This is a genomic window from Duganella sp. Leaf61 (assembly GCF_001421905.1).
Lineage (GTDB): Bacteria > Pseudomonadota > Gammaproteobacteria > Burkholderiales > Burkholderiaceae_D > Rugamonas > Rugamonas zoogloeoides.
Genome location: NZ_LMLM01000031.1, coordinates 177,794 through 197,857 on the forward strand (window position 1 = coordinate 177,794; position 20,064 = coordinate 197,857).

The 20,064-nt window shown below is 63.7% G+C and carries 19 protein-coding genes; 11 read left to right on the plus strand and 8 right to left on the minus strand.

The window, feature by feature from the left end; all coding sequences use genetic code 11:
- Nucleotides 1–9: 9 nt before the first annotated feature.
- Both ASF04_RS22600 and ASF04_RS22605 read right to left on the minus strand, forming a co-directional pair.
- Complete coding sequence (locus tag ASF04_RS22600; protein WP_229205164.1) at nucleotides 10–486, minus strand: carboxymuconolactone decarboxylase family protein; 477 nt, start codon at nucleotides 484–486, stop codon at nucleotides 10–12.
- Between the two features lie 76 nt (nucleotides 487–562).
- Nucleotides 563–2,185 (minus strand): ABC-F family ATP-binding cassette domain-containing protein, encoded by a 1,623-nt coding sequence (locus ASF04_RS22605; protein WP_056146850.1) that lies wholly within the window; start codon nucleotides 2,183–2,185, stop codon nucleotides 563–565.
- A gap of 249 nt (nucleotides 2,186–2,434) precedes the next feature.
- Here ASF04_RS22605 and ASF04_RS22610 point away from each other — a divergent pair, with 249 nt between their 5' ends.
- The 3 genes from ASF04_RS22610 to ASF04_RS22620 all read left to right on the plus strand — a co-directional run bounded on the left by ASF04_RS22610 (nucleotide 2,435) and on the right by ASF04_RS22620 (nucleotide 6,750).
- Nucleotides 2,435–4,414: an NYN domain-containing protein gene (locus ASF04_RS22610; protein WP_056146853.1), complete on the plus strand. Its 1,980-nt coding sequence runs from the start codon at nucleotides 2,435–2,437 to the stop codon at nucleotides 4,412–4,414.
- Nucleotides 4,415–4,543: 129 nt separating this feature from the next.
- On the plus strand, nucleotides 4,544–5,467 hold the full coding sequence (locus ASF04_RS22615) for an MOSC domain-containing protein (RefSeq protein ID WP_229205165.1): 924 nt from the start codon (nucleotides 4,544–4,546) through the stop codon (nucleotides 5,465–5,467).
- Between the two features lie 92 nt (nucleotides 5,468–5,559).
- Nucleotides 5,560–6,750, plus strand: coding sequence for a diguanylate cyclase (locus ASF04_RS22620; RefSeq protein ID WP_056146854.1), 1,191 nt, complete (start codon nucleotides 5,560–5,562; stop codon nucleotides 6,748–6,750).
- Between the two features lie 15 nt (nucleotides 6,751–6,765).
- Here the strand turns inward: ASF04_RS22620 and bluB are convergent, their stop codons facing one another.
- Nucleotides 6,766–7,416 carry a 5,6-dimethylbenzimidazole synthase gene (gene bluB / locus ASF04_RS22625; protein WP_056146856.1) on the minus strand — a complete coding sequence of 217 codons (651 nt, stop codon included), beginning with the start codon at nucleotides 7,414–7,416 and terminating at the stop codon, nucleotides 6,766–6,768.
- Between the two features lie 37 nt (nucleotides 7,417–7,453).
- Nucleotides 7,454–9,436, minus strand: coding sequence for a monovalent cation:proton antiporter family protein (locus ASF04_RS22630; RefSeq protein WP_056146858.1), 1,983 nt, complete (start codon nucleotides 9,434–9,436; stop codon nucleotides 7,454–7,456).
- 126 nt (nucleotides 9,437–9,562) lie between these two features.
- On the opposite strand from ASF04_RS22630, the gene ASF04_RS22635 reads away from it, so the two are divergent.
- The 8 genes from ASF04_RS22635 (at nucleotide 9,563) to ASF04_RS22670 (ending at nucleotide 16,559) form a co-directional block, all read left to right on the plus strand.
- Nucleotides 9,563–10,561: an SIS domain-containing protein gene (locus tag ASF04_RS22635; RefSeq protein ID WP_082488957.1), complete on the plus strand. Its 999-nt coding sequence runs from the start codon at nucleotides 9,563–9,565 to the stop codon at nucleotides 10,559–10,561.
- Nucleotides 10,561–11,163 carry an LPS export ABC transporter periplasmic protein LptC gene (lptC, locus tag ASF04_RS22640; protein WP_026637565.1) on the plus strand — a complete coding sequence of 201 codons (603 nt, stop codon included), beginning with the start codon at nucleotides 10,561–10,563 and terminating at the stop codon, nucleotides 11,161–11,163. The genes ASF04_RS22635 and lptC overlap by 1 nt, the downstream gene beginning before the upstream one ends.
- Nucleotides 11,164–11,172: 9 nt before the next feature.
- Complete coding sequence (gene lptA / locus ASF04_RS22645) at nucleotides 11,173–11,775, plus strand: lipopolysaccharide transport periplasmic protein LptA (RefSeq protein WP_056146862.1); 603 nt, start codon at nucleotides 11,173–11,175, stop codon at nucleotides 11,773–11,775.
- A gap of 1 nt (nucleotide 11,776) precedes the next feature.
- A complete protein-coding gene (gene lptB / locus ASF04_RS22650) occupies nucleotides 11,777–12,529 on the plus strand; it encodes an LPS export ABC transporter ATP-binding protein (RefSeq protein ID WP_056146863.1) in 753 nt (250 codons plus the stop codon).
- A gap of 3 nt (nucleotides 12,530–12,532) precedes the next feature.
- Nucleotides 12,533–14,008, plus strand: a complete 1,476-nt coding sequence (locus tag ASF04_RS22655) for an RNA polymerase factor sigma-54 (protein WP_056146865.1) — start codon at nucleotides 12,533–12,535, stop codon at nucleotides 14,006–14,008.
- 75 nt (nucleotides 14,009–14,083) lie between these two features.
- A complete protein-coding gene (gene hpf / locus ASF04_RS22660; protein ID WP_019923404.1) occupies nucleotides 14,084–14,443 on the plus strand; it encodes a ribosome hibernation-promoting factor, HPF/YfiA family in 360 nt (119 codons plus the stop codon).
- Nucleotides 14,444–14,505: 62 nt separating this feature from the next.
- On the plus strand, nucleotides 14,506–15,468 hold the full coding sequence (locus ASF04_RS22665; protein ID WP_056146867.1) for an alginate lyase family protein: 963 nt from the start codon (nucleotides 14,506–14,508) through the stop codon (nucleotides 15,466–15,468).
- Nucleotides 15,465–16,559, plus strand: coding sequence for an enoyl-CoA hydratase/isomerase family protein (locus tag ASF04_RS22670; RefSeq protein ID WP_056146869.1), 1,095 nt, complete (start codon nucleotides 15,465–15,467; stop codon nucleotides 16,557–16,559). Before ASF04_RS22665 ends, ASF04_RS22670 begins: the two co-directional genes overlap by 4 nt.
- A gap of 88 nt (nucleotides 16,560–16,647) precedes the next feature.
- Here the strand turns inward: ASF04_RS22670 and rapZ are convergent, their stop codons facing one another.
- The 4 genes from rapZ to queF form a co-directional block, all read right to left on the minus strand.
- The gene (gene rapZ, locus ASF04_RS22675; RefSeq protein WP_056146871.1) at nucleotides 16,648–17,508 is read right to left on the minus strand and encodes an RNase adapter RapZ; all 861 of its coding nucleotides are present in this window, start codon (nucleotides 17,506–17,508) and stop codon (nucleotides 16,648–16,650) included.
- 3 nt (nucleotides 17,509–17,511) lie between these two features.
- Entirely contained in the window at nucleotides 17,512–18,447 is a 936-nt protein-coding gene (gene hprK / locus ASF04_RS22680; protein ID WP_040378044.1) for an HPr(Ser) kinase/phosphatase, read from the minus strand.
- A 62-nt stretch (nucleotides 18,448–18,509) separates the two neighbouring features.
- Nucleotides 18,510–18,992: a PTS sugar transporter subunit IIA gene (locus ASF04_RS22685; RefSeq protein ID WP_056146873.1), complete on the minus strand. Its 483-nt coding sequence runs from the start codon at nucleotides 18,990–18,992 to the stop codon at nucleotides 18,510–18,512.
- A 196-nt stretch (nucleotides 18,993–19,188) separates the two neighbouring features.
- The gene (queF, locus tag ASF04_RS22690; protein WP_056146875.1) at nucleotides 19,189–20,022 is read right to left on the minus strand and encodes an NADPH-dependent 7-cyano-7-deazaguanine reductase QueF; all 834 of its coding nucleotides are present in this window, start codon (nucleotides 20,020–20,022) and stop codon (nucleotides 19,189–19,191) included.
- Nucleotides 20,023–20,064: the final 42 nt, after the last annotated feature.

Genomic DNA, 20,064 nt, shown 5'->3' on the forward strand with positions numbered 1-20,064 from the left:
TGGTGGATGTCATTTTGTTGCAGTGATTTTAACCCCGCGCCTGTCGAATACTTCGCGTGCGGCGCTGATGCCATTCAGGGCACTGGGGAATCCTGCATACACGGCCATCTGGATGATGACTTCGATGATCTCTTCCGGCGTGCAGCCGACGTTGAGTGCGCCTTCGATATGGACCTTCAATTGCGGCTGCGCATTGCCCAGCGCGGTCAGGGCGGAAATGGTGGCAAGTTCGCGCGTGCGCAGCGACAGGGCAGGGCGCGAGAACACGTCGCCATAGGCAAAATCGACGATCCAGTGACCCAGCTCGGGCGACAGGTCGCGCAACGAGTCCACCACTGTCGTCCCTGCGCTGCCGGTGATGGCGGCGATGGTGTTTTCGCCCCGCGTGCGGCGTTCATCGCGTTGCTCCTGGGCGCTGGCAGCAGTCGTGGAGACGATGCCGGCCAGCAGCAGGGTTTTCGGAAACAGCGTGGTCATGAGTGCCATTGGTATGCTCCTGGTTGGTCGATGAGAAAGTTCTCAAGCACAGGCTAATACTTCGAGCGCACTCCAAGTCAAGCGCTCACCATGGATCGAGCCGCCAACCGTTTTCGTCAGCCGATAGCCGGTCGGTCAGCGCCAGGTTGTCCAGGAAAGCATCGTCGTGCGACACCACCACCAGCGCGCCCCGGTAGCTGCGCAGCATGGTTTCCAGCGCCTGCAGCGACGGCAGGTCGAGGTGGTTGCCGGGTTCGTCGAGCAGCAGCAGTTGCGCCGGGGGATCGGCGTACAGCACGCAGGCGAGCGCCGCCTTCAAGCGTTCGCCGCCGCTGAGCATGCCGCTGGGAGCGATGATATTTTGCGCACCGAGCCCCAGCTGTGCCAGCCAGGTGCGCAAGGTGCCTTCCGCTACAACGCGGTTGGCTGCCATCAGGTGTTCGAGCACGGTGCGCGCCGGATCCAGATCGGCCAGGCGCTGATCGAGGTACACGCACGTATCGGCCACCTGGCAACTTCCTGCCAGCGGCGCGATGCGGCCGGCCATCACTTGCAGCAGGGTTGACTTGCCGCAGCCGTTGGGGCCGATCACGCCCACGCGCTGCCCGGCGCTCAAGCCGAGCGTGATATGGCGCGTGGCCATCGGCACGAATGGCAGCGCCACCGCGTCGAGCTGCACCACGCGCCGTCGCGTCCCACGCACTGCGGGCAGCGCGTGCAGCACGATCTCCGCCTCGTCCCGCACCTGCTGCGCAGCAGCGCGCACCCGTTCCGATAGATGTTCACGCGCGGCATCCTGTTGTTGGCGCAATTTACCGGCCGAGCTTTCGCTGCGTTCCTTCTGCCGGCCCAGCAGGATCCTGGCCTGGTTGGCTTCCTTGCCCTGGCGCGCGCCCCTGGCCTGGCGCTGGTCCTGGCGTTCGCGCTGGGTGCGCATCGCTTGTTCCTCGCGCTGGCGTTCGAGCTTGCGTTGATCGAGCAGGTCGAGTGCGCTTTGGTGCTCCTGCGCGCGGGCGGCAGCATAAAAACTGTAGTTGCCGCCATAGCTGCGCAAGCCCTGCGGCGACAGCTCGACGATGCGCGCCATGGTATCGAGCAACTGGCGGTCGTGGCTGACCACCAGCAGGCCGTGCGGCCAGCGCTGCAATTGGGCGATCAGCGCTTGCCGATGGTGACGGTCGAGATGGTTGCTCGGTTCGTCGAGGATCAGGAAATCGGCGCCGGAAATCATGGCGCCGGCCAGGGCCACGCGCATCGCTTCACCGCCGCTCAGAGCGCTTGCCGGGGTGTGGGCGTCGTGGCGACCCAGGTCGCTGCGGTCGAGTTCCTGTTGCAGCAATTGCGGCAAATCCCAGCGGTCGCCTACCAGGTCGAAATCTTGCACCGCCACGCTGCCGGCCTCGATGCGGGCCAGAGCGTCGAGTTCGTTGCGCATGCCAGCCAGGTCGGCGATGATGGCGCCGGGCGCGGGCGCCACCTGCTGGGCCAGGTAATACACGGAACCGTGGCGCACGCAGCGCCCGGAAGAGGGCGCCAGCTGGCCGGCCAGGATGCGCGCGAGCACGGTCTTGCCGGCGCCGTTGCGCCCGACCAGGCCGGTGGGGCGCTGGTCGAATTGTTGATGCAGATCGGAAAACACCAGGCTGCCGTCGGGCAGGCTGTACGTCACGCCATCGAGCGTGATGTGCGGGGTCGAAGGTTGCGTCATACGTCACTCCAATAGATGCCAGGAACTCCCGGTGGAAAGGGGAGCAATGGAGACTGGCCGTCAAGAAGACGGCGGCATCAATGGCGCATCGGACGAGTACCTCGGTGATTGGGAAGAGCGCTCATTATAGAGCAGGGCATGGATCAGTACATGGAGGGCACGGCGTTGTTGGGTATAATCGTCGGATTAGCCGACCGCCGGACCACGCGTTTGTTCCCCCGCATCACTCTTCACTAGAAAATATTCCTCATGGCATCTTCCAACGATAACGTCAGCATGGCGCTGTTCTGCGATTTTGAAAACGTCGCGCTCGGTGTACGCGACGCCAACTACGACAAGTTCGACATCAAGCCGGTGCTGGAACGTCTGCTGCTCAAGGGCAGCATCGTGGTCAAGAAAGCGTATTGCGACTGGGATCGCTACAAGGGCTTCAAGGCGCCCATGCACGAGGCCAACTTCGAGCTGATCGAAATCCCGCACGTGCGCCAGTCGGGCAAAAACTCGGCCGACATCCGCATGGTGGTCGATGCGCTCGACCTGTGCTACACCAAGTCGCACGTGGATACTTTTGTGATCATCTCGGGCGACTCCGACTTTTCGCCGCTGGTGTCCAAGCTGCGCGAGAACGCCAAGAAGGTGATCGGCGTGGGCGTCAAGCAATCGACATCCGACCTGCTGGTGGCTAACTGCGACGAATTCATTTTCTATGACGACCTGGTGCGCGAGAGCCGCCGTGCCCGCCGCGATGCAGGCGAGGCCAAGCCGGCCGTCAAGCGCTCGCCCGAAGAAGAAAACGCCCGCCGCGACGAAATGGAAAAACGCCGCGACCAGGCCGTGGAAATCGCCGTCAACACCTTCGAAGCCCTGGTGCTCGAGCGTGGTGACAGCGGCAAGATCTGGGCCTCGGTACTGAAGGAAGCGATCAAGCGCCGCAAGCCGGACTTCAGCGAGTCGTACTACGGCTTCCGCACCTTCGGCAACCTGATCGAGGAATGCAAGGCGCGCGGCCTGCTGGAATTCGGCCGCGACGAAAAGTCGGGCGCCTACGTCTATCGCAGCAGCGGCGCGCAAAACAGCTCGGCCCAGGCGCGTGCGGAAGGCCAGTCCGGCGAGAACAGCCACAACGGCCAGAACGAGAACGGCGGCAACGACGCGCCGGAGCAGGGCAACGAATCGCGCCGCAGCCGCAACCGTGGCCGCACGGCCGCCGAACGCTTTGCCGAACGCCAGGCCGAGCGCCATGGCCGCCAGGGCCAGGCCCGTCCCGGCCAGGCTGACGACAACCCGGGCGCGATTGCCATCGACACCACGCCGGAAACCGACGCCGTCGTGCCTGCCGATCCACTGGCAGAGCTGGCCGACGCTGCGCAAGCGGCTGCCAATGCCGGCACCGCTGCTACACCGGCAGCCAATAACGACCGCGATGGCAACCGCAATCGCAACCGTGGCGGCCGCGATCGCAACAATCGCAATGAACGAGGCGACCGCAATGACCGCAATGGCGGTGGCCAACGCAACCAGCCCGGCCAGCCGCGTCACCAGGCCGCCGAGGTGGAAGTGCAAGCCGCCGCGCCGGTCGTGCTGGAAGCAGCAGTGGCGTTGCCAGTGGTGCAGGATGCGCCCGTCGTTAGCGGCGAAGGCCCAGGCCAGGTTCAGCCACAGGCCCCAGCCAAAAAGAAAAGCGGCGCCAAACCACCGGCACGCAAGGTAAAAGCTGCGGCCAAGGCACCGGCAGCGCAGGTCGATCAGGCAGTAACGAGCGTGCCAGCGGCGCAGGATGCCGCGGCGGTCGCATCCGCGGCGGTCGCATCCGCGCCGGCCGCTGCCCCGGTGGTCGCGCCAGCTGTGCAGAAAGCCGCGCCGGTTGCCGCCCCGGTGGTCACGCCAGCGGTGCAGGAATTTGCACCGGTCGCCACCAAGGTCGTTACGCCAGTTGCGCCGGCTACCGAGACAGCTGCTACCAACGGTGCCAGCGATACCAGCGCCAACGCCAACGCCAAGCCGGCCCGTCCGGCAAAGCCAAAGGCCAAGCCGAAAGCCAAGCCGGCCGCCGACCGCGCGCCTGGCGCCGCAGCAACGGTTGCCCAACCGGCCGCAATTGCAGCCGAAGCAGCTGCCGAAGCAGCAGCCGGCAACGCAACTCCGGCTGCCAAGGCGCCGAAGCAACCACGGGCGCCCAAGGCACCACGGGCGCCGAAGGCTTCCAAGGCGCCAGCCACGGAAGAGTAATACCCCGGGGGCGCTGCCACGCGCCCCGTTGTAAATCAATATACTAAGAACCTATCCCGGTAGGGAATGAGGCGCTGCTTGCGCGCCTCGGCAGCGGGGCCAGCGTTGCTCGTCATCGCATGGCCCGCCATGCTTCTTCCTCGCGCCTTGCCCCCGCTACCGAGGCATCGCAATCCGCTGCCTCCTCCCTACCGGGATAGCATCCTGTCCGAACTCATCCTCTACCCGATCAAATCCTGCGCCGGCCTGTCGCTGCCGCAAGCGTTGCTGACCACGGCCGGCCTGGGCACTGCCGATGAAAAAGTCCTTGACCGCGAATGGATGGTGGTCGATGCCAACGGCGGCTACATGACCCAGCGTGATTTCCCGCGCATGGCGCTGATCACCCCCACCTTGCACGCTGACACGCTGGCGCTGGCCTTCCCCGGCATGCCGGCGCTGGAATTGGCGCTGGCGCGGCCCGATGCGCAGTCGGCGCCCACGCGCCGCGTGCACATCTGGGATGACAGCTTGCGCGCCTATGACTGCGACGACGCTACCGCCACCTGGTTCAGTGCAGCGCTGGGCGTGCCTTGCCGGCTGGTACGGTTTCACGCCGACGCCGTGCGGGTGGTCAGCCAGAAGTGGACTGGCGACGTTGCCGCCACCACGCTGTTTTCCGACGGTTTCCCGATCCTGGTCATCGGCCAGGGCTCGCTGGACGACCTCAACGACAAACTGCGCGGCGCCGGCCGCGCCGCGCTGCCGATGAACCGCTTTCGGCCGAACGTGGTGATCGCCGGCATCGAAGCGTTCGAGGAGGACTACACCGACACCTTCCAGATCGGCGAGGTCGAATTAAAACCGGTCAAGCCGTGCCCGCGCTGCCCGATGCCATCGGTGGACCAGGCCACCGGCGAGTTCGGTCCCGATCCGCTGGAAATCCTGCAAAGCTACCGCGCGAAACCCGAACTCGATGGTGCGTTGTGTTTCGGTATGAACGCCATCGTTACCGTCGGTGATGGCCGTATCGTGCGGGTTGGCCAGGAAATCGAGGTTGCGCTGGCGTTTTAATGCACTTCCGGCCAGTGGGGCATTCCCAAGCGGCATAACTTGGCGTAAGGTTATGCAAGACCAGATATTGGGTGAAGAGCAAGGAATTATTTATGACGCAGACTGCAACCGGCAAGTTGGCGCCGAGCACGGATACGGACCACGCAGCGCACGACGCTGAACTGGTCAACAAACTGGCCGCCGAAAACCAGGCTCTCCGCGCCCGCATGGCCTATCTGCTGGAGCAGGCTGAACGCAATCACTCGATCATGACGCGCCACCAGGCGTTCGACCTGGACATTGTCAGCGCCGGCAACTTCCCCGACCTGGTCGGCACCATCCTCAGCGTGTTGCCGGTCATTTCCGAGCTCGACGCGGTTACCCTCACGCTGCTGGACGAGGGGGAAGATATCCGCACCGTCATGCTCAAGCTCGACGTGGTGTTCGAAGATTTTCCCGACCTGATTTTCGTGGAGCAGCTTGACGCGCTCGGTTTCGACTTGTCCGAGCGCACCGCGACCTCGCCGCCGCCCAAGCCGCTGCTGGGCATGTTCGATGCGCACCGTCACGGCGCCGCCTTTCCCAACGCGACAGTGGGACTGCAAAGTCTGGCGCTGGTGCCGCTGCTGCGCAACAAGCGCATCATCGGCAGCCTCAACCTGGCCAGCCGCGACCCCACCCGGTTCACGCCCAGCCTGGGCACCGATTTCGTCGAGCACATGGCGTCGATCGTCGCGATCTGCCTGGAAAACGTCATCAGCAACGAGATGCTCAAGTACATCGGGCTGACCGATTCGCTCACCGGCGTCTACAACCGCCGCTACATCGACCGGCGCCTGCTGGAAGAAATCGCCCGCGCCCGGCGCCAGGCGTATCCGATCTCGTTCATGTACATCGACGTCGATCACTTCAAGCGCGTCAACGACACCGTGGGCCACGGCGGCGGCGACGAAGTGCTGCGCGAGGTGGCCAGCCGCATCAAGAACGAGCTGCGCGCCTCGGATGCGCTGGCGCGTTTCGGCGGCGAGGAATTCGTGGTGCTGCTGATCGATGCGCCGCTCGACAGCGCCGCCTTCGTTGCCGAGCGCATCCGCGCTGGCGTGGCTGCCACCATGATCGCCCTTACGCCCGAGCTGCAAGTGTCGGTCACGGTGTCGATTGGCGTGGCCTCACTGCACCCGGGCGACGCCGAAGGCGACCCGGTCGCCATTGCCCGCGCCTGGGTTGCCGCCGCCGACCTGCGCCTGTACGCCGCCAAAGAAGCCGGGCGCAACCGCGTAGTCAGCACCGCACCGGCGGCCTAGTCCTCTACAAGCTTGTTACCCGGCAGTGTTGGACCAGCGATCCACCGCGACTAACTGCGCCAGCTCACGGCGCGTATCCCACCCCTCCATCTCCAGCATCGGCCGTGGATAGAATTGTTCCACGTGCCCCAGGCACAGCACGGCCACCGGCCGCGCGCCGTCGGGCATCGCCAGCAGTTGCGCCAGTTGTTCCGGGTCGAACAGCGATACCCAGCCCATGCCCAGTCCCTCGGCGCGCGAAGCGAGCCACATGTTCTGGATCGCGCAGGCCACCGACGCCAGGTCCATTTCGGGCAGCGTGCGGCGGCCGAACACGTGCGCTTCGCGGCCGTCGGCCAGGGCGACGACAAACAGCGCGCCGCACTCGCGGATGCCTTCCACCTTTAGCCGCATGAACTCGGCGCCGCGCTCGCCCAGCGCTGCGGCCGTGTTGAGCCGTTCGGCCTCCACCAGCTCGATGATGGCGCTGCGCACGGACGCGCTGGCGATGCGGATGAAGCGCCACGGCTGCATATAGCCCACGCTGGGCGCCTGGTGCGCCGCGTGCAGCAGGCGCGCGATCACCGCTTCGTCCACCGCGCCGGGGACGAAGTGGCGCACGTCGCGCCGCTCCTGGATGACGCGATAGACGGTATCGATTTCTTGCTGGGTAAAACCTGCGGACATGACTGCCTTGCTAAGTTGGTCCAACTGCCGCGCCGGATCAGCGCAGCAGCAAATTCTCGGCGCGCGCCACGGCGTCGGCCGCGCCGCGCAGCACGACCACGTCGCCGGCTGCCAGCACGGTGTCGGGACCGAAGTCGATGACCTGCTTGCCGCGACGCAGGCTGGCAACCACGGCGCCGCTGTCGGCCAGCAGGCACTGGCCCAGCTGCTTGCCCACACTGGGCGTGTTGTCGGCCAGGGTGACCGGGTGCAGGCGGTCGAGGTCGGCGTCTTCGCCGACATCCGAAAAGCCGTGGAAGAAGCCGCGCAGCGACGCGTAACGGGCCTCGCGCGCGGCCTGCACGCGGTGCACGACCTTGCGCAGCGGTACGCCGAGCATCACCAAGGTGTGCGAGGCCAGCATCAGGCTGCCTTCCATCAGTTCCGGCACCACTTCGGCCGCGCCGGCCGCTTTCAGGGCGTCGAGGTCGGTGTCGTCGTGCGAACGCACCAGTACCGGCAAATTCGGCGCCAGCAAATGTACCTGGTGCAGCACCTTCAAGGCCGACGGCGTGCTGGCGTAGGTGATCACCACCGCGCTGGCGCGGTAGATGCCGGCCGCGACCAGGCTTTCGCGCCGCGCGGCGTCGCCGTACGACACTTGCAGGCCGGCCGCCTGCGCCACCTGTACCCGCTCGGGATCGAGGTCGAGCGCGTGGTAGTCGATTTTTTCTTCGGACAGCAGGGTGGCCAGGCTCTGGCCGCTGCGGCCGAACCCGGCCAGGATCACGTGCTTGTTGGTGGACATGGTGCGGCTGGCGATCTTGGTCAGCGCCAGCGACTGCATCATCCAGTCGTTGCTGGCCAGCTTCATGACGATCTGGTCGGACTTGGCGATGATCAGCGGCGCCACCAGCATCGACAGCACCATCGACGCCAGCACCACCTGGGTGATGAAGGGATCGATCAGCTTGTTGCCGCTGGCCAGGTTGAGCAGCACGAAGCCGAATTCGCCGGCCTGCGCCAGCGCCAGGCCGGTGCGGATCGACACGCCATCGCTCGAGCCGAACAGCTTGGCCAGCGCGGCGATCAGGGCAAACTTCACCAGTACCGGCGCGATCAGCAGGATCAGCACCAGCCACCAGTTGTCGATCACCATGCGCACGTTGAGCAGCATGCCCACCGTGATGAAGAACAGTCCCAGCAGCACGTCGCGGAACGGCTTGATGTCTTCTTCCACCTGGTGCTTGTACTCGGTTTCGGAAATCAGCATGCCGGCGACAAACGCCCCGAGCGCCAGGGACAGCCCGGCCTGTTCGGTAATCCACGCGGCGCCCAGCGTGATCAGGAGCAGGTTGAGCATGAACAGCTCCTGCGAGCGGCGCTTGACCACGATGGTGAACCAGCCGCGCATCAGGCGGTGGCCGACGAACAGCAGCAAGGTCAATACGATCACGGCCTTTACGCCCGCCCAGGCCAGGGTTTCCGCCAGCGCATCGGGACGCTGGCCCAGCGACGGGATCATGATCAGCAGCGGCACCACGGCCAGATCCTGGAACAGCAGGATGCCGATGATCTTGCGGCCATGCTCGCTCTCGAGCTCGAGCCGCTCGGTCAGCATCTTGACCACGATGGCGGTGGACGACATGGCCAGCGCGCCACCGAGCGCAAACGCGCCTTGCCAGCTGATCTGTAAATGGGCGGGTAGCTGGCTGGCGATGAGCCAGCCGAACAGCAGGGTGGCGATGATGGTAAACGCCACCTGCGCCAGCCCGAGGCCGAACACGATGCCGCGCATCGCCAGCAGCTTGGGCAGCGAGAATTCGAGCCCGATCGAGAACATCAGGAATACCACGCCGAACTCGGCCAGGCCGTGGGTAGCTTCGCTCTCCATGGCCCAGCCGAGCGCGTGGGGGCCGATCAGGATGCCGACGGCCAGGTAGCCGAGCATGGGCGGCAGATGCATCATGCGGAAGGCCACCACGCCCAGCACGGCGCTGCCTAACAAGACCAGGGTCAGTTCGAGCGGGGAAAACGTCATGTTGCCGTAGCCGTCAGTTTTTTATTCAGTGGTTGCGCACCACACAGGCGCATTGTTTCGACTGGCAAGTTTTTTGCTTTCTTAATTCGGCTATACTTGGGTATGAGTGTAACCCATGAAAAAACAATGCTGAAAGCTTTTGACGCAAAAATGGCGGCGCATGCGCTGCGGCTCGCCCGTGAAACGTTGCAAAACGAGGCCGCCGCCATTACTGCGCTGGAGCTGCGCCTGGGTGACGACGATACCGTCGTCAAAGCGATTGAACTGTTGTTTAATTGCAAGGGTAGGGTGGTGGTATCCGGTATCGGCAAGTCCGGTCACATCGCCCGCAAGATGGCGGCCACGTTCGCCTCCACTGGCACCCCCGCCATGTTCGTGCACCCGGCCGAGGCTGCGCACGGCGACCTCGGCATGGTCACCGCTGACGACGCTTTCATTGCCATTTCGTACTCGGGTGAAAGTACCGAGCTGATGACCATCCTGCCGGTGGTCAAGCGCATGGGCAGCAAGGTCATTGCCATTACCGGCAAGCCGGGCTCCAGCCTGGCCAGCATCGCCGATGTCCACCTCAATGTTGCGGTGGCCAAGGAGGCGTGCCCGATGAACCTGGCGCCCACCACGTCCACCACCGTCACGCTGGCGCTGGGCGACGCGCTGGCAGTGGCCTTGCTCGATCTGCGCGGTTTCAGGGAAGAAGATTTCGCCCGGTCGCACCCGGGCGGCGCGCTGGGTCGGCGCCTGCTGACGCACGTGCGCGACGTCATGCGCAGCGGCGCCGATGTACCGAAGGTGCGCGCCGACGTCAAGCTCACCGACGCGCTGCTGGAAATGACCAAAAAGGGCATGGGCATGACTGCCGTGGTCGATGCCGACGACCAGCCGATCGGCGTGTTTACCGACGGCGACCTGCGCCGCATGATCGACAAGGTGCAGGACTTCACCCAGGTCCTGATCCGCGACGTCATGCACGCCAACCCGCGCAGCATCGCGCCGGAACAGCTGGCGGTCGATGCGGTCGCAATCATGGAACAGTTCCGCATCAACCAGGTGCTGGTGGCCGATGCCGATGGCAAGCTGGTCGGTGCGCTGCACATCCACGACCTCACACGCGCCAAGGTGATCTGATGCCTAACGTACGTAAAAGAACCGCCCACCGCTGGTCGCTCACCTGGATGGTCGTGATCGGCGTATTCGTGGCCGTCGGTACCGGCTGGATGGTGCAGTTGATTAACGAATCGAACCAGGATACGGCGCAGGACAAGTTCCGCAACGAGCCCGATTACATCATCGACCGGTTCAGCGTGGTGCGCATGACCAAGGACGGCAAGCCGGCTTATATCATTTCCGGCGACAAGCTCACCCACCTGCCGGCGGAAGAGGCGTCCGACATCATCAAGCCCTATATCAACACCTTGTCGGCCGAGCATCCGCCGATGACGGTGCGCGGCGACACCGCCCGCGTCGATCAGGACAACTCGCGCGTCAAGCTCGACGGCAACGTCAGCGTGGTGCGCCCGGCCAGTGGCAAGAGCCAGGCCATGAGCCTGACCACGTCCACGCTCACCGTGTTCCCGGACGAACAACGGATGGAAACCGTCGCACCGGTCGAACTGCACCTGGGCAAGACGGTGGCCACGGGCGTGGGCATGACCGCCAACAATGCAACGCTGCAAACCCAACTGGGTGGACGCGGCAAGATCACCGTGCCGCCGCATGCGGCACGCTAAAGGAAGATTATGAGAGCAATCACCAAGCAAACCTTCTGGTCGGCGGCACTGCTGCTGGCAGCACTGGCCATCCCGGCGCACGCCGAAAAAGCCGACTCCAACAAGCCGATCGAAGTGTCGTTCGACCAGGCCGACTCCGACGACGTCAAGCAGATCAAGACCTTCACCGGCAACGTCATCCTCACGCGCGGCACCATCCGCATGACCTCGCCCAAGGCGGTGGTCACGCAAGATCCCGAGGGCTACCAGTTCGTGGTGCTCACCGGCACGCCCGGCGTGCAGGCAACGTTTCGCCAGAAGCTTGACGGCGACACCGACAAATGGGTGGAAGGCCAGGCCGACCGCATCGAATACGACGACAAGACCGAGCTGGTCAAGCTGATTTCCAAGGGCCGCATCAAGCAGCTCGAGTCGGGCAAGGTCACCAGCCAGGTCGATGGCGAGTTCATCTCTTACGACAGCCGCCGCGAAGTGTTCGCGGTCAAGAACAGCAGCAGCGGCGAGAGCAAACCGGGCGCCGGCCGCGGCACCATGGTGATCCAGCCGTCGTCCAAGCGCCCGCCGATCGCGCCGGCGCAGCCGGTGCCTGCCACCCAGCCTGCGGGGAAATGACATGGAGCCTAGTTGCGGTAGCACCCTGATCGTTCGCGGCCTGCAAAAAAGCTATGGCAAGCGCCAGGTCGTGCACGACGTCTCGCTGCAAGTCGATTGCGGCGAAGTGGTGGGTTTGCTCGGCCCCAACGGCGCCGGCAAGACCACGTCGTTTTACATGATCGTCGGCCTGGTACCGTCCGACGCCGGCACCATCGATATCGGCGGCGTCGACGTCTCGTCACTGCCGATCCACCGCCGCGCCTCGCTCGGCCTGTCGTACCTGCCGCAGGAAGCGTCGGTGTTCCGCAAGCTGACGGTGGAAGAAAATATTCGCGCTGTCCTCGAAATTCAAAAAGTGGACGGCAAGCCTTTATCCAAGGCTGACATTACTGAACGGCTCAATACCCTGCTGGCCGATTTGCAAATCGAGAAGCTGCGCGACAACCCCGCGCTCTCGCTCTCCGGCGGCGAACGCCGCCGGGTGGAGATCGCCCGTGCGCTGGCCACCAACCCGCGCTTCGTGCTGCTCGACGAACCATTCGCCGGGGTCGACCCGATTGCCGTGATCGAGATCCAGCGCATCGTGCGCTTTCTCAAGGAGCGACAAATCGGCGTCCTCATTACCGATCACAATGTGCGCGAGACGCTGGGCATCTGCGACCGCGCATATATCATCAACCAGGGCTCGGTGCTGGCGTCGGGCCGTCCGGACGACATCATCGCCGACGAGTCGGTGCGCCGCGTCTACCTGGGTGAACACTTCCGAATGTAATCCATGAAACAGTCGTTGCAACTGCGGACCTCGCAGCATCTCGCGCTGACGCCCCAACTGCAGCAATCGATCCGCTTGCTGCAGCTCTCCACGCTGGAGCTGCACCAGGAACTCGAACAACTCCTGACCGACAATCCCTTGCTCGAGCGGCTCGACGATCCGCTCGACCATTCTCTGCGGCTGTTGTCCGACGGCGCCATCAGCCAGCAGGCGCCGTCCGGCGAAGCACCGTCCGAATCGGGTCCGCAGGAAGCGGCGCCCGCCGGCGAGGCCGACGCCTACGACGGTCCTGCTGCCGATACCGAAAGTACCACCGCCGAAGCGGACATGGACTGGAGCGACGCCGGCCGCAGCAAGGCGCCCGACGACGAAGACGCGCGTCCGCAAATCGAAGCGCACCACTGCACCCTGCGCGAGCACCTGATGGAGCAGATGCGGGTGACCGTGCTCGAGCTGCGCGACCGCGCGCTGGTCGAACTGATCATCGATGCGCTGGACGAAAACGGCTACCTCGAAGAAGCGCTCGACGAGATCCATGCGCGCCTGCCCGAGGAACTGGAAGTCGAACTCGACGAGCTGCAAACGGCGTTGTCGCTGCTGCAAAGTTTCGACCCTGCCGGCGTGGGGGCGCGCAATGCGGCCGAGTGCCTGGCGCTGCAAATCAAGCGCTTGCCCGGCATTCCAATGGTGACGCGACGGATGGCCGTGGCCATCGTCGAAAAGCACCTGACCTGGTTTGCCCAGCGCGATTTCAACAAGCTGAAAAAAGCGCTGCTGTGCGACGACGAAGACCTGCGCGAAGCGCAGACCGTGATCCGCCAGTGCAATCCGCACCCCGGTGCGGCGTTCGCATCCGACGTCTCCGATTACGTGGTGCCGGACGTGATCGTGAAAAAATCGCGCACCGGCTGGCAGGTCAGCCTGAACAACGACGTCATGCCGCGCCTGCGTGTGAACGCCATGTATGCCAACCTGCTCAAGCAGGGCAAAGGTGAGGGCGCCATGGGCGCGCAGCTGCAGGAGGCGAAGTGGCTGATCAAGAATATGCGCCAGCGGTTCGACACCATCCTGCGGGTGGCACAAGCGATAGTAGAACGACAAAAGAACTTTTTCTCGCACGGCGCGGTTGCCATGCGCCCCCTTGTGCTTCGCGAAATTGCTGATACACTGGGTTTACACGAGAGCACCATTTCTCGGGTAACAACTCAGAAATACATGCTGACTCCGCACGGCATGTTTGAGCTGAAATATTTTTTTGGTAGCCACGTCGCCACCGAAGCGGGAGGTGAAGCCAGTTCGACGGCGATACGGGCACTGATCGTGCAACTGACAGGAGCTGAAGACCCTAAAAATCCTTTATCCGACAGTAAGATTGCGGACATGCTGGGAGAACAGGGCATGGTGATTGCGCGACGCACTGTTGCCAAATATCGCGAAGCCCTCAAAATCCCTCCAGTCAGTCTCCGCAAGTCTTTGTAGTGCACTGGTTCCTGCTTACTCAGCAACAATGGGTAAAGCACTAACCGTCAGCGACATTTATCTTTAGGAGTGTGTATGAATCTCACCATCAGTGGACATCATCTCGAAGTGACCGCCGCCATTCGTGAATACGTGCAAAGCAAGCTCGAACGCGTGACACGGCACTTTGATCAAGTGATTGATATTGCTGTCATTCTGACCGTAGATAACCTTAAAGAGAAAACCAAGCGCCAAAAGGCTGAAATCAATCTGCGCCTGTCCGGTAAAACGGTCTACGTGGAAAGCCTGTCGCAAGACCTGTACGCTGCGATCGACACCCTGATCGACAAGCTGGACCGCCAGGTCATGAAGTACAAAGGCAAAGTCCAACAGCACGGCCACGATGCGATCAAGCATCTCCCGGATAACTTCGAACCAGCTGCCGCCGCCCTTTAACAACGGCGCGACACACCAACTAAGGGCGCTGAACGAGCGCCCTTTCTTGTTTTTGGAGCTACATGAAAATTGTTTATCTGGTTTATACCGTTCTCCTTTCCGCCTCCGCTGCTCCCGCCGTCGCCGCCCCCTGCCAGCCGGCGCCGGCCGCCGTCATCGACATCGACGCCAACAGCTACTACAACGACGCCAACCATTCCGTGATCGACCCGGCGCGGCGCGCCAAAAACATCGCCAGCACCGAGCCGGTTGAACAATTCTTGTCTGGTGTCGCCCGCAACGCCAGCCGCTACCAGGCCAACGGCAAGCCGCAAGACGCCGCCTGCGCCTTGAACTGGCTGGACAGCTGGGCTGGCCAGCAGGCCATGCTGGGCAAGATGTCGAGCGAGCAGGCGTATTTCGTGCGCAAGTGGACCCTGGGCGGACTGGCGCTCAGCTATGCGCGCGTGCAGGCAGCTGCCACGCCCGCGCAAAAGAAAGCGATCGAGGCGTGGCTGTCCACGCTGGCCGACGCCACACTGGTCCACGCCGACACCCGCAAGGGCAAGCGCAACAACCATTATTATTGGGAAGGGCTGGCCGTGACTGCCGTCGGCGCCGTCACCCACGACCAGCGCTTATTAACATGGGGCCACGGCGTGTTCGACAACGCCATGGCCCAGGTGGCACCCGACGGCGCGCTGCCGGCCGAGATGGCGCGCGGCGCCAAGGCACTGCACTACCACGCATTCGCTGCCGCGCCGCTGACCATGATGGCGTCCATCCTCAACCTGCAGTCGTCGACGCTGGACCGGCTGGTGACGTTTACGCTGGCCGCTGCGCGCGATCCGGCGGCCATGCAGCAGGCCACCGGCTTCAAGCAGGAAGAAGTGAACGACCTGCCGTTTGCCGTGATCTACGCGCGCCACATGGGGCACCCGCCGGCAGCCGCTGCAAAATTCCAGGCCCGCCTGGGCGGCGATTTAACCTTGCCCAACCCGCTGGAACATTTAGCGTCGTCGAACAAATCCACAGGACAGCCATGAGCGAACATGTATTAACTGCCGTCAGTGACGGCACCGGCGTCATCACGCTCGATCGTCCGCGCGCGCTCAACTCGCTGTCGCTCGACATGGTACGCGCCATCACGCACACCTTGCTGGCCTGGCGCGACGACGACGCCGTGCAGGCGGTGGTCGTGCGCAGCAGCAGCGACAAGGCGTTTTGCGCCGGTGGCGACATCCGCTTCTTCCACGACCTGGGCCGCGCTACGCCGCAGCAGGGCAGTGCGCTGGTCGAGGATTTCTTCACCGAGGAATACGCGCTCAACCACCTGGTCCACCATTACCCGAAACCGTATATTGCGGTGATGGACGGCGTGGTGATGGGCGGCGGCATGGGCGTGGCGCAGGCCGGTCCGCACAGCCGCACACGCATCGTCACCGATCGCACGAAGATGGCAATGCCGGAGACCAATATCGGCCTGTTCCCGGACGTCGGTGCCAGCTATTTCCTGTCCCGCTTGCCGGGCCGGCTGGGACTGTACCTGGGCATTACCGGCGCCAACATCCGTGCAGCCGATGCGCTGTATGCGGGACTGGCCGACCATTACGTGCCGGCGGCCGATTTAACGGCGCTGGGAGCGGTTTTGAGTGCAGGTGGCGGTGCTGGCCTGCCGGCGGCGATTGCGGCCTTTGCAGCCCCGTTCAAGGCCGCTGCCGGGCCAGGTTCACTTGAGCGCGACCGTGCCGCCATCGACCGTCATTTTGGTGCGGGATCGGTGCCGGCCATCGTCGCGTCGTTGCAAAACGACGACAGTGAGTTTGCCAGGGCGACGCTGGCGCTCATGGCCACGCGCTCACCGCTGATGATGTGCGTGGCGCACGCCTTGCAGCAACAGGGGGCGGCAATGAGCATGGCCGACTGCCTGCGCATGGAACGCGCGGCGGTGCGCCGCACACTGGAAAACGGCCAGGTCATCGAAGGCATCCGCGCGCTGGTGATCGACAAGGACCACGCCCCGCGCTGGACGCCACCGGCGCTGGCCGATGTGACCGATGACATGGTCAGGCAGATTTTGGCACCCGCGTGGCCGGACCACGCGCATCCGCTGCGCCATTTTCACGGCGCTGCCTGACAGCATGCGCCCGGGCCCGCCGCACGACCTCGCGCGCCGCCGCAATGTGCGCGGGGTCGGCGGCCTTGATCAAGACCGCTGACATGAATTACTGCTCGCGATGCCGTATCACCACGCGCTCGCTGGCGTGGAAGTAGGCGGCCAGTTTTTCGGCGATATAGACCGAGCGGTGCTGGCCGCCGGTGCAGCCCAGGGCCACGGTCAGGTAGCTGCGGTTGTCGGTCTTGAACGACGGCAGCCATTTTTCCACGAAGGCGCGGATGTCTTCCAGCATGTCGCCGGCGCTGGGCTGGGCGTCGAGGAATTCGATCACCGGTGCGTCGCGCCCGGTCAGCGGGCGCAGCGACAGGTCGTAATACGGGTTGGGCAGCGCCCGCACGTCGAACACGAAATCGGCATCCATCGGCACGCCCAGCTTGAAGGCGAACGATTCGAAGAACAGGGTCAGCGGCGCGTGCTCGAGCTCGACCAGGTCTTTGACCCAGGCGCGCAGCTTGTTGGCGCTGAGCTCGGACGTATCGACCACGTGGCCCAGCTGCTCGATGGCCGACAGCCGTTCGCGTTCTTCCAGGATGCATTCGATCAGGGTGCGGCGTGCGGCGGGGTTTTGGCCCGGGCGCAGTTCGTGCGACAGCGGGTGGCTGCGCCGGGTTTCGGAAAAACGCGCCACCAGCGAGTGGGTATTGGCAGTGAGGAACATCACGCGCACGTCGTGGCCTTCCTCGCGCAGGTGCGCCACATCGGCGGGCAGCGTGGCCAGCGATTCGGCGCTGCGCGCATCGACCGCCACCGCCAGCGAGCGCAAGCCTTCACCCACCAGCGTGGAGACCAGGTGCGGCAGCAGGGCCGGGGGCAGATTGTCGACGCAGTAGTAGCCGAGATCTTCCAGGACATTGAGGGCCACCGATTTGCCGGAACCGGAAATCCCGGTGATGAGGACGATACGCATAACTCAGTCTCCGCTCATGGCGAGGCGTTGCCGCTCCATGAACTCTTGCAGGGTGTCGATCCCGCGCAGTTGCAAAATAGTGTTGCGCACGGCCGCTTCCAGCAGCACGGCGATGTTGCGGCCGGCCGCCACGGGAATCACGACCTTGCGGATCGGCAGGCCCAGCACGTCTTCGGTGGGGAACTGGAACGGCAGCCGTTCGACTTCCTCTTCCTGGCCGCCGCGCTTGACCAGGTGCACGATCAGTTTCAGGCGCATCTTGCGCCGCACGGCGGTCTCGCCAAAAATGGCCTTGATGTCGAGCAGGCCCAGGCCGCGTACTTCCAGCAGGTTTTGCAGCAGTGCCGGGCAGCGGCCTTCGATCATATTGGGGGCGATGCGCGAAAATTCCACGGCATCGTCGGCCACCAGGCCGTGCGAACGAGAAATCAGCTCCAGGCCCAGTTCGCTTTTGCCGAGGCCCGAGTCGCCGGTGATCAGCACGCCCACGCCCAGCACGTCCATGAACACGCCGTGCATGATGATGCGCTGCGCCAGTTTCTTCGACAGATACACGCGCAGGAAGTCGATCACCTGCGCGGCCGGCAGTGGCGTGGAGAACAGCGGGATATTTTTTTCGTCGCAAATGGCGAGGATGTCGGGCGGCGTTTCCAGCCCTTGCGCGACGATCAGCGCCGGCGGATTACCGCCGATCAGTTCGCCTATCAGATGGGCGCGCGTGAGCGACTTCAGGCGCTGGTAATAATTGATTTCCTGGTGGCCGAAGACCTGGATGCGGCCCGGGTGGATCATGTTCAGGTGGCCCACCTGGTCGGCGGCCGAAGCGACATCGCCGGAAATCAGGCGCTCGCCGCCGGGAAAGCCGGCAAACCAGCCGAGCTGCAAACTTTCGCGATTGTCGTCGTACAGGCGTTGTATCGTCAGCGGGGTTTGCAGCATGGGCATCGTGGTCCGAATCGAAAGAGGGAGAGCCTAGTGTACTGCAAGTTGCTGGCGGCGGATCAACCCGCAGCTTGCAGACTGGGCAGCCAGTTGATGATGCGCGAGTGCACCGATTTCGGATCGGGATCCTCGGTCAGCGCGGTGCGGAACGCATCATCGGAAAACATTTCCGCGATCTCGGACAGGATTTCCAGGTGTTGCTGGGTCACGTGATCGGGGATCAAGAGGAAAAACAACAGGTTGACCGGCTTGCCATCGGGCGACTCGAACGGAATCGGCTCGGACAGGCGGACAAACGCAGCCAGCGGCGACTTCAGGCTTTTCATGCCCTTGATGCGCCCGTGCGGCACGGCCACGCCGTGGCCGAGACCGGTGGAGCCCAGCCGTTCGCGCGCGAACAGATTGTCCGACACGGTCGAGCGGGCGATGCCGCAGTTGTTTTCGAAAATCAGGCCAGCTTGCTCAAAAGCACGTTTTTTGCTGGACACTTCCAAGTCCAGCAAGACGTTTTCGAGAGAGAGAATTTTGCTCAGGTTGTTCATATGACGACAATAGTGTTGCGGCGCACGGCCCGAATTATAGGCTTGTTTGTGCGCCGTGTAACATGAAATCGCTCGCGTCCGAGTTGTATTTCAATCAACGGACCGAAACCTCGGGCCGACCCGTCATCATACGCCTGATTTATGCAGAAGCTACCATCGCAGCGAGGCGGTGCGGCTTGCCTGCCGTGGTAAATATTTATTGCCGGGCGCCGCGCAGGTTGGGCGGATTGCGGCCGGTGCTGAAGTTGCTGCGCCACGGGTTGATGTCCAGGCCGCCGCGCCGCGTGTAGCGGGCATAGACGGCCAGTTGCTGCGGCGCGCACTGGCGCAGGATATCGACAAAGATGCGTTCGACGCATTGCTCGTGGAATTCGTTGTGCTCACGGAAGCCGATCAGGTATTTCAGCAAGCTTTCCTGGTCGATTTGCGGACCGCTGTAGTGGATTTGCACACTGGCCCAGTCCGGCTGGCCGGTGACCAGGCAATTCGACTTGAGCAGGTGCGACACGAATTTTTCCTCGACCGGCTCCTCGTCCAGCGCCGCCTTCAGCAGTTCCGGGGCCGGGCTGTAGTGGTCGATCTCGATGTCGAGGCGGTCGAGCAGCAGGCCGTCCAGCTCGCCCATGGCGACCTTGTCGAAACCGTTGGGCTGGGTCAGCACGATGTGGATGGATGCGCCCACAGCCTTCGATAAATCCTGTTGCAGAAGCGCCTGCAGCGCATCGACGCTGTCCAGGCGCGTCTGGTTGAACGAGTTCAGGTAGAGCTTGAACGACTTCGATTCGATGATGTTGGGCGAATCGGCCGGCACCGTGATGCGGGCAATTGCCACCTGCGGTTTGCCACGGCTGTTGAGCCACGAGATTTCGTAGGCGTTCCAGATATCGACGCCGAAAAAGGGTAGTGTGCCGGACAAGCCCAGCTCGTCGCGCTTGCCCTGGCGCGGGATCGGGAACAGCAGTTCCGGCGCGTAATCGGTGCGGTAGGCGGAGGTTTTTCCCAGCGGGGACAAGTCGACGGTATTGGTCATGGCAGGCTTCGTAGCGGTCAAGACGGCATGGTAGCGTAATCC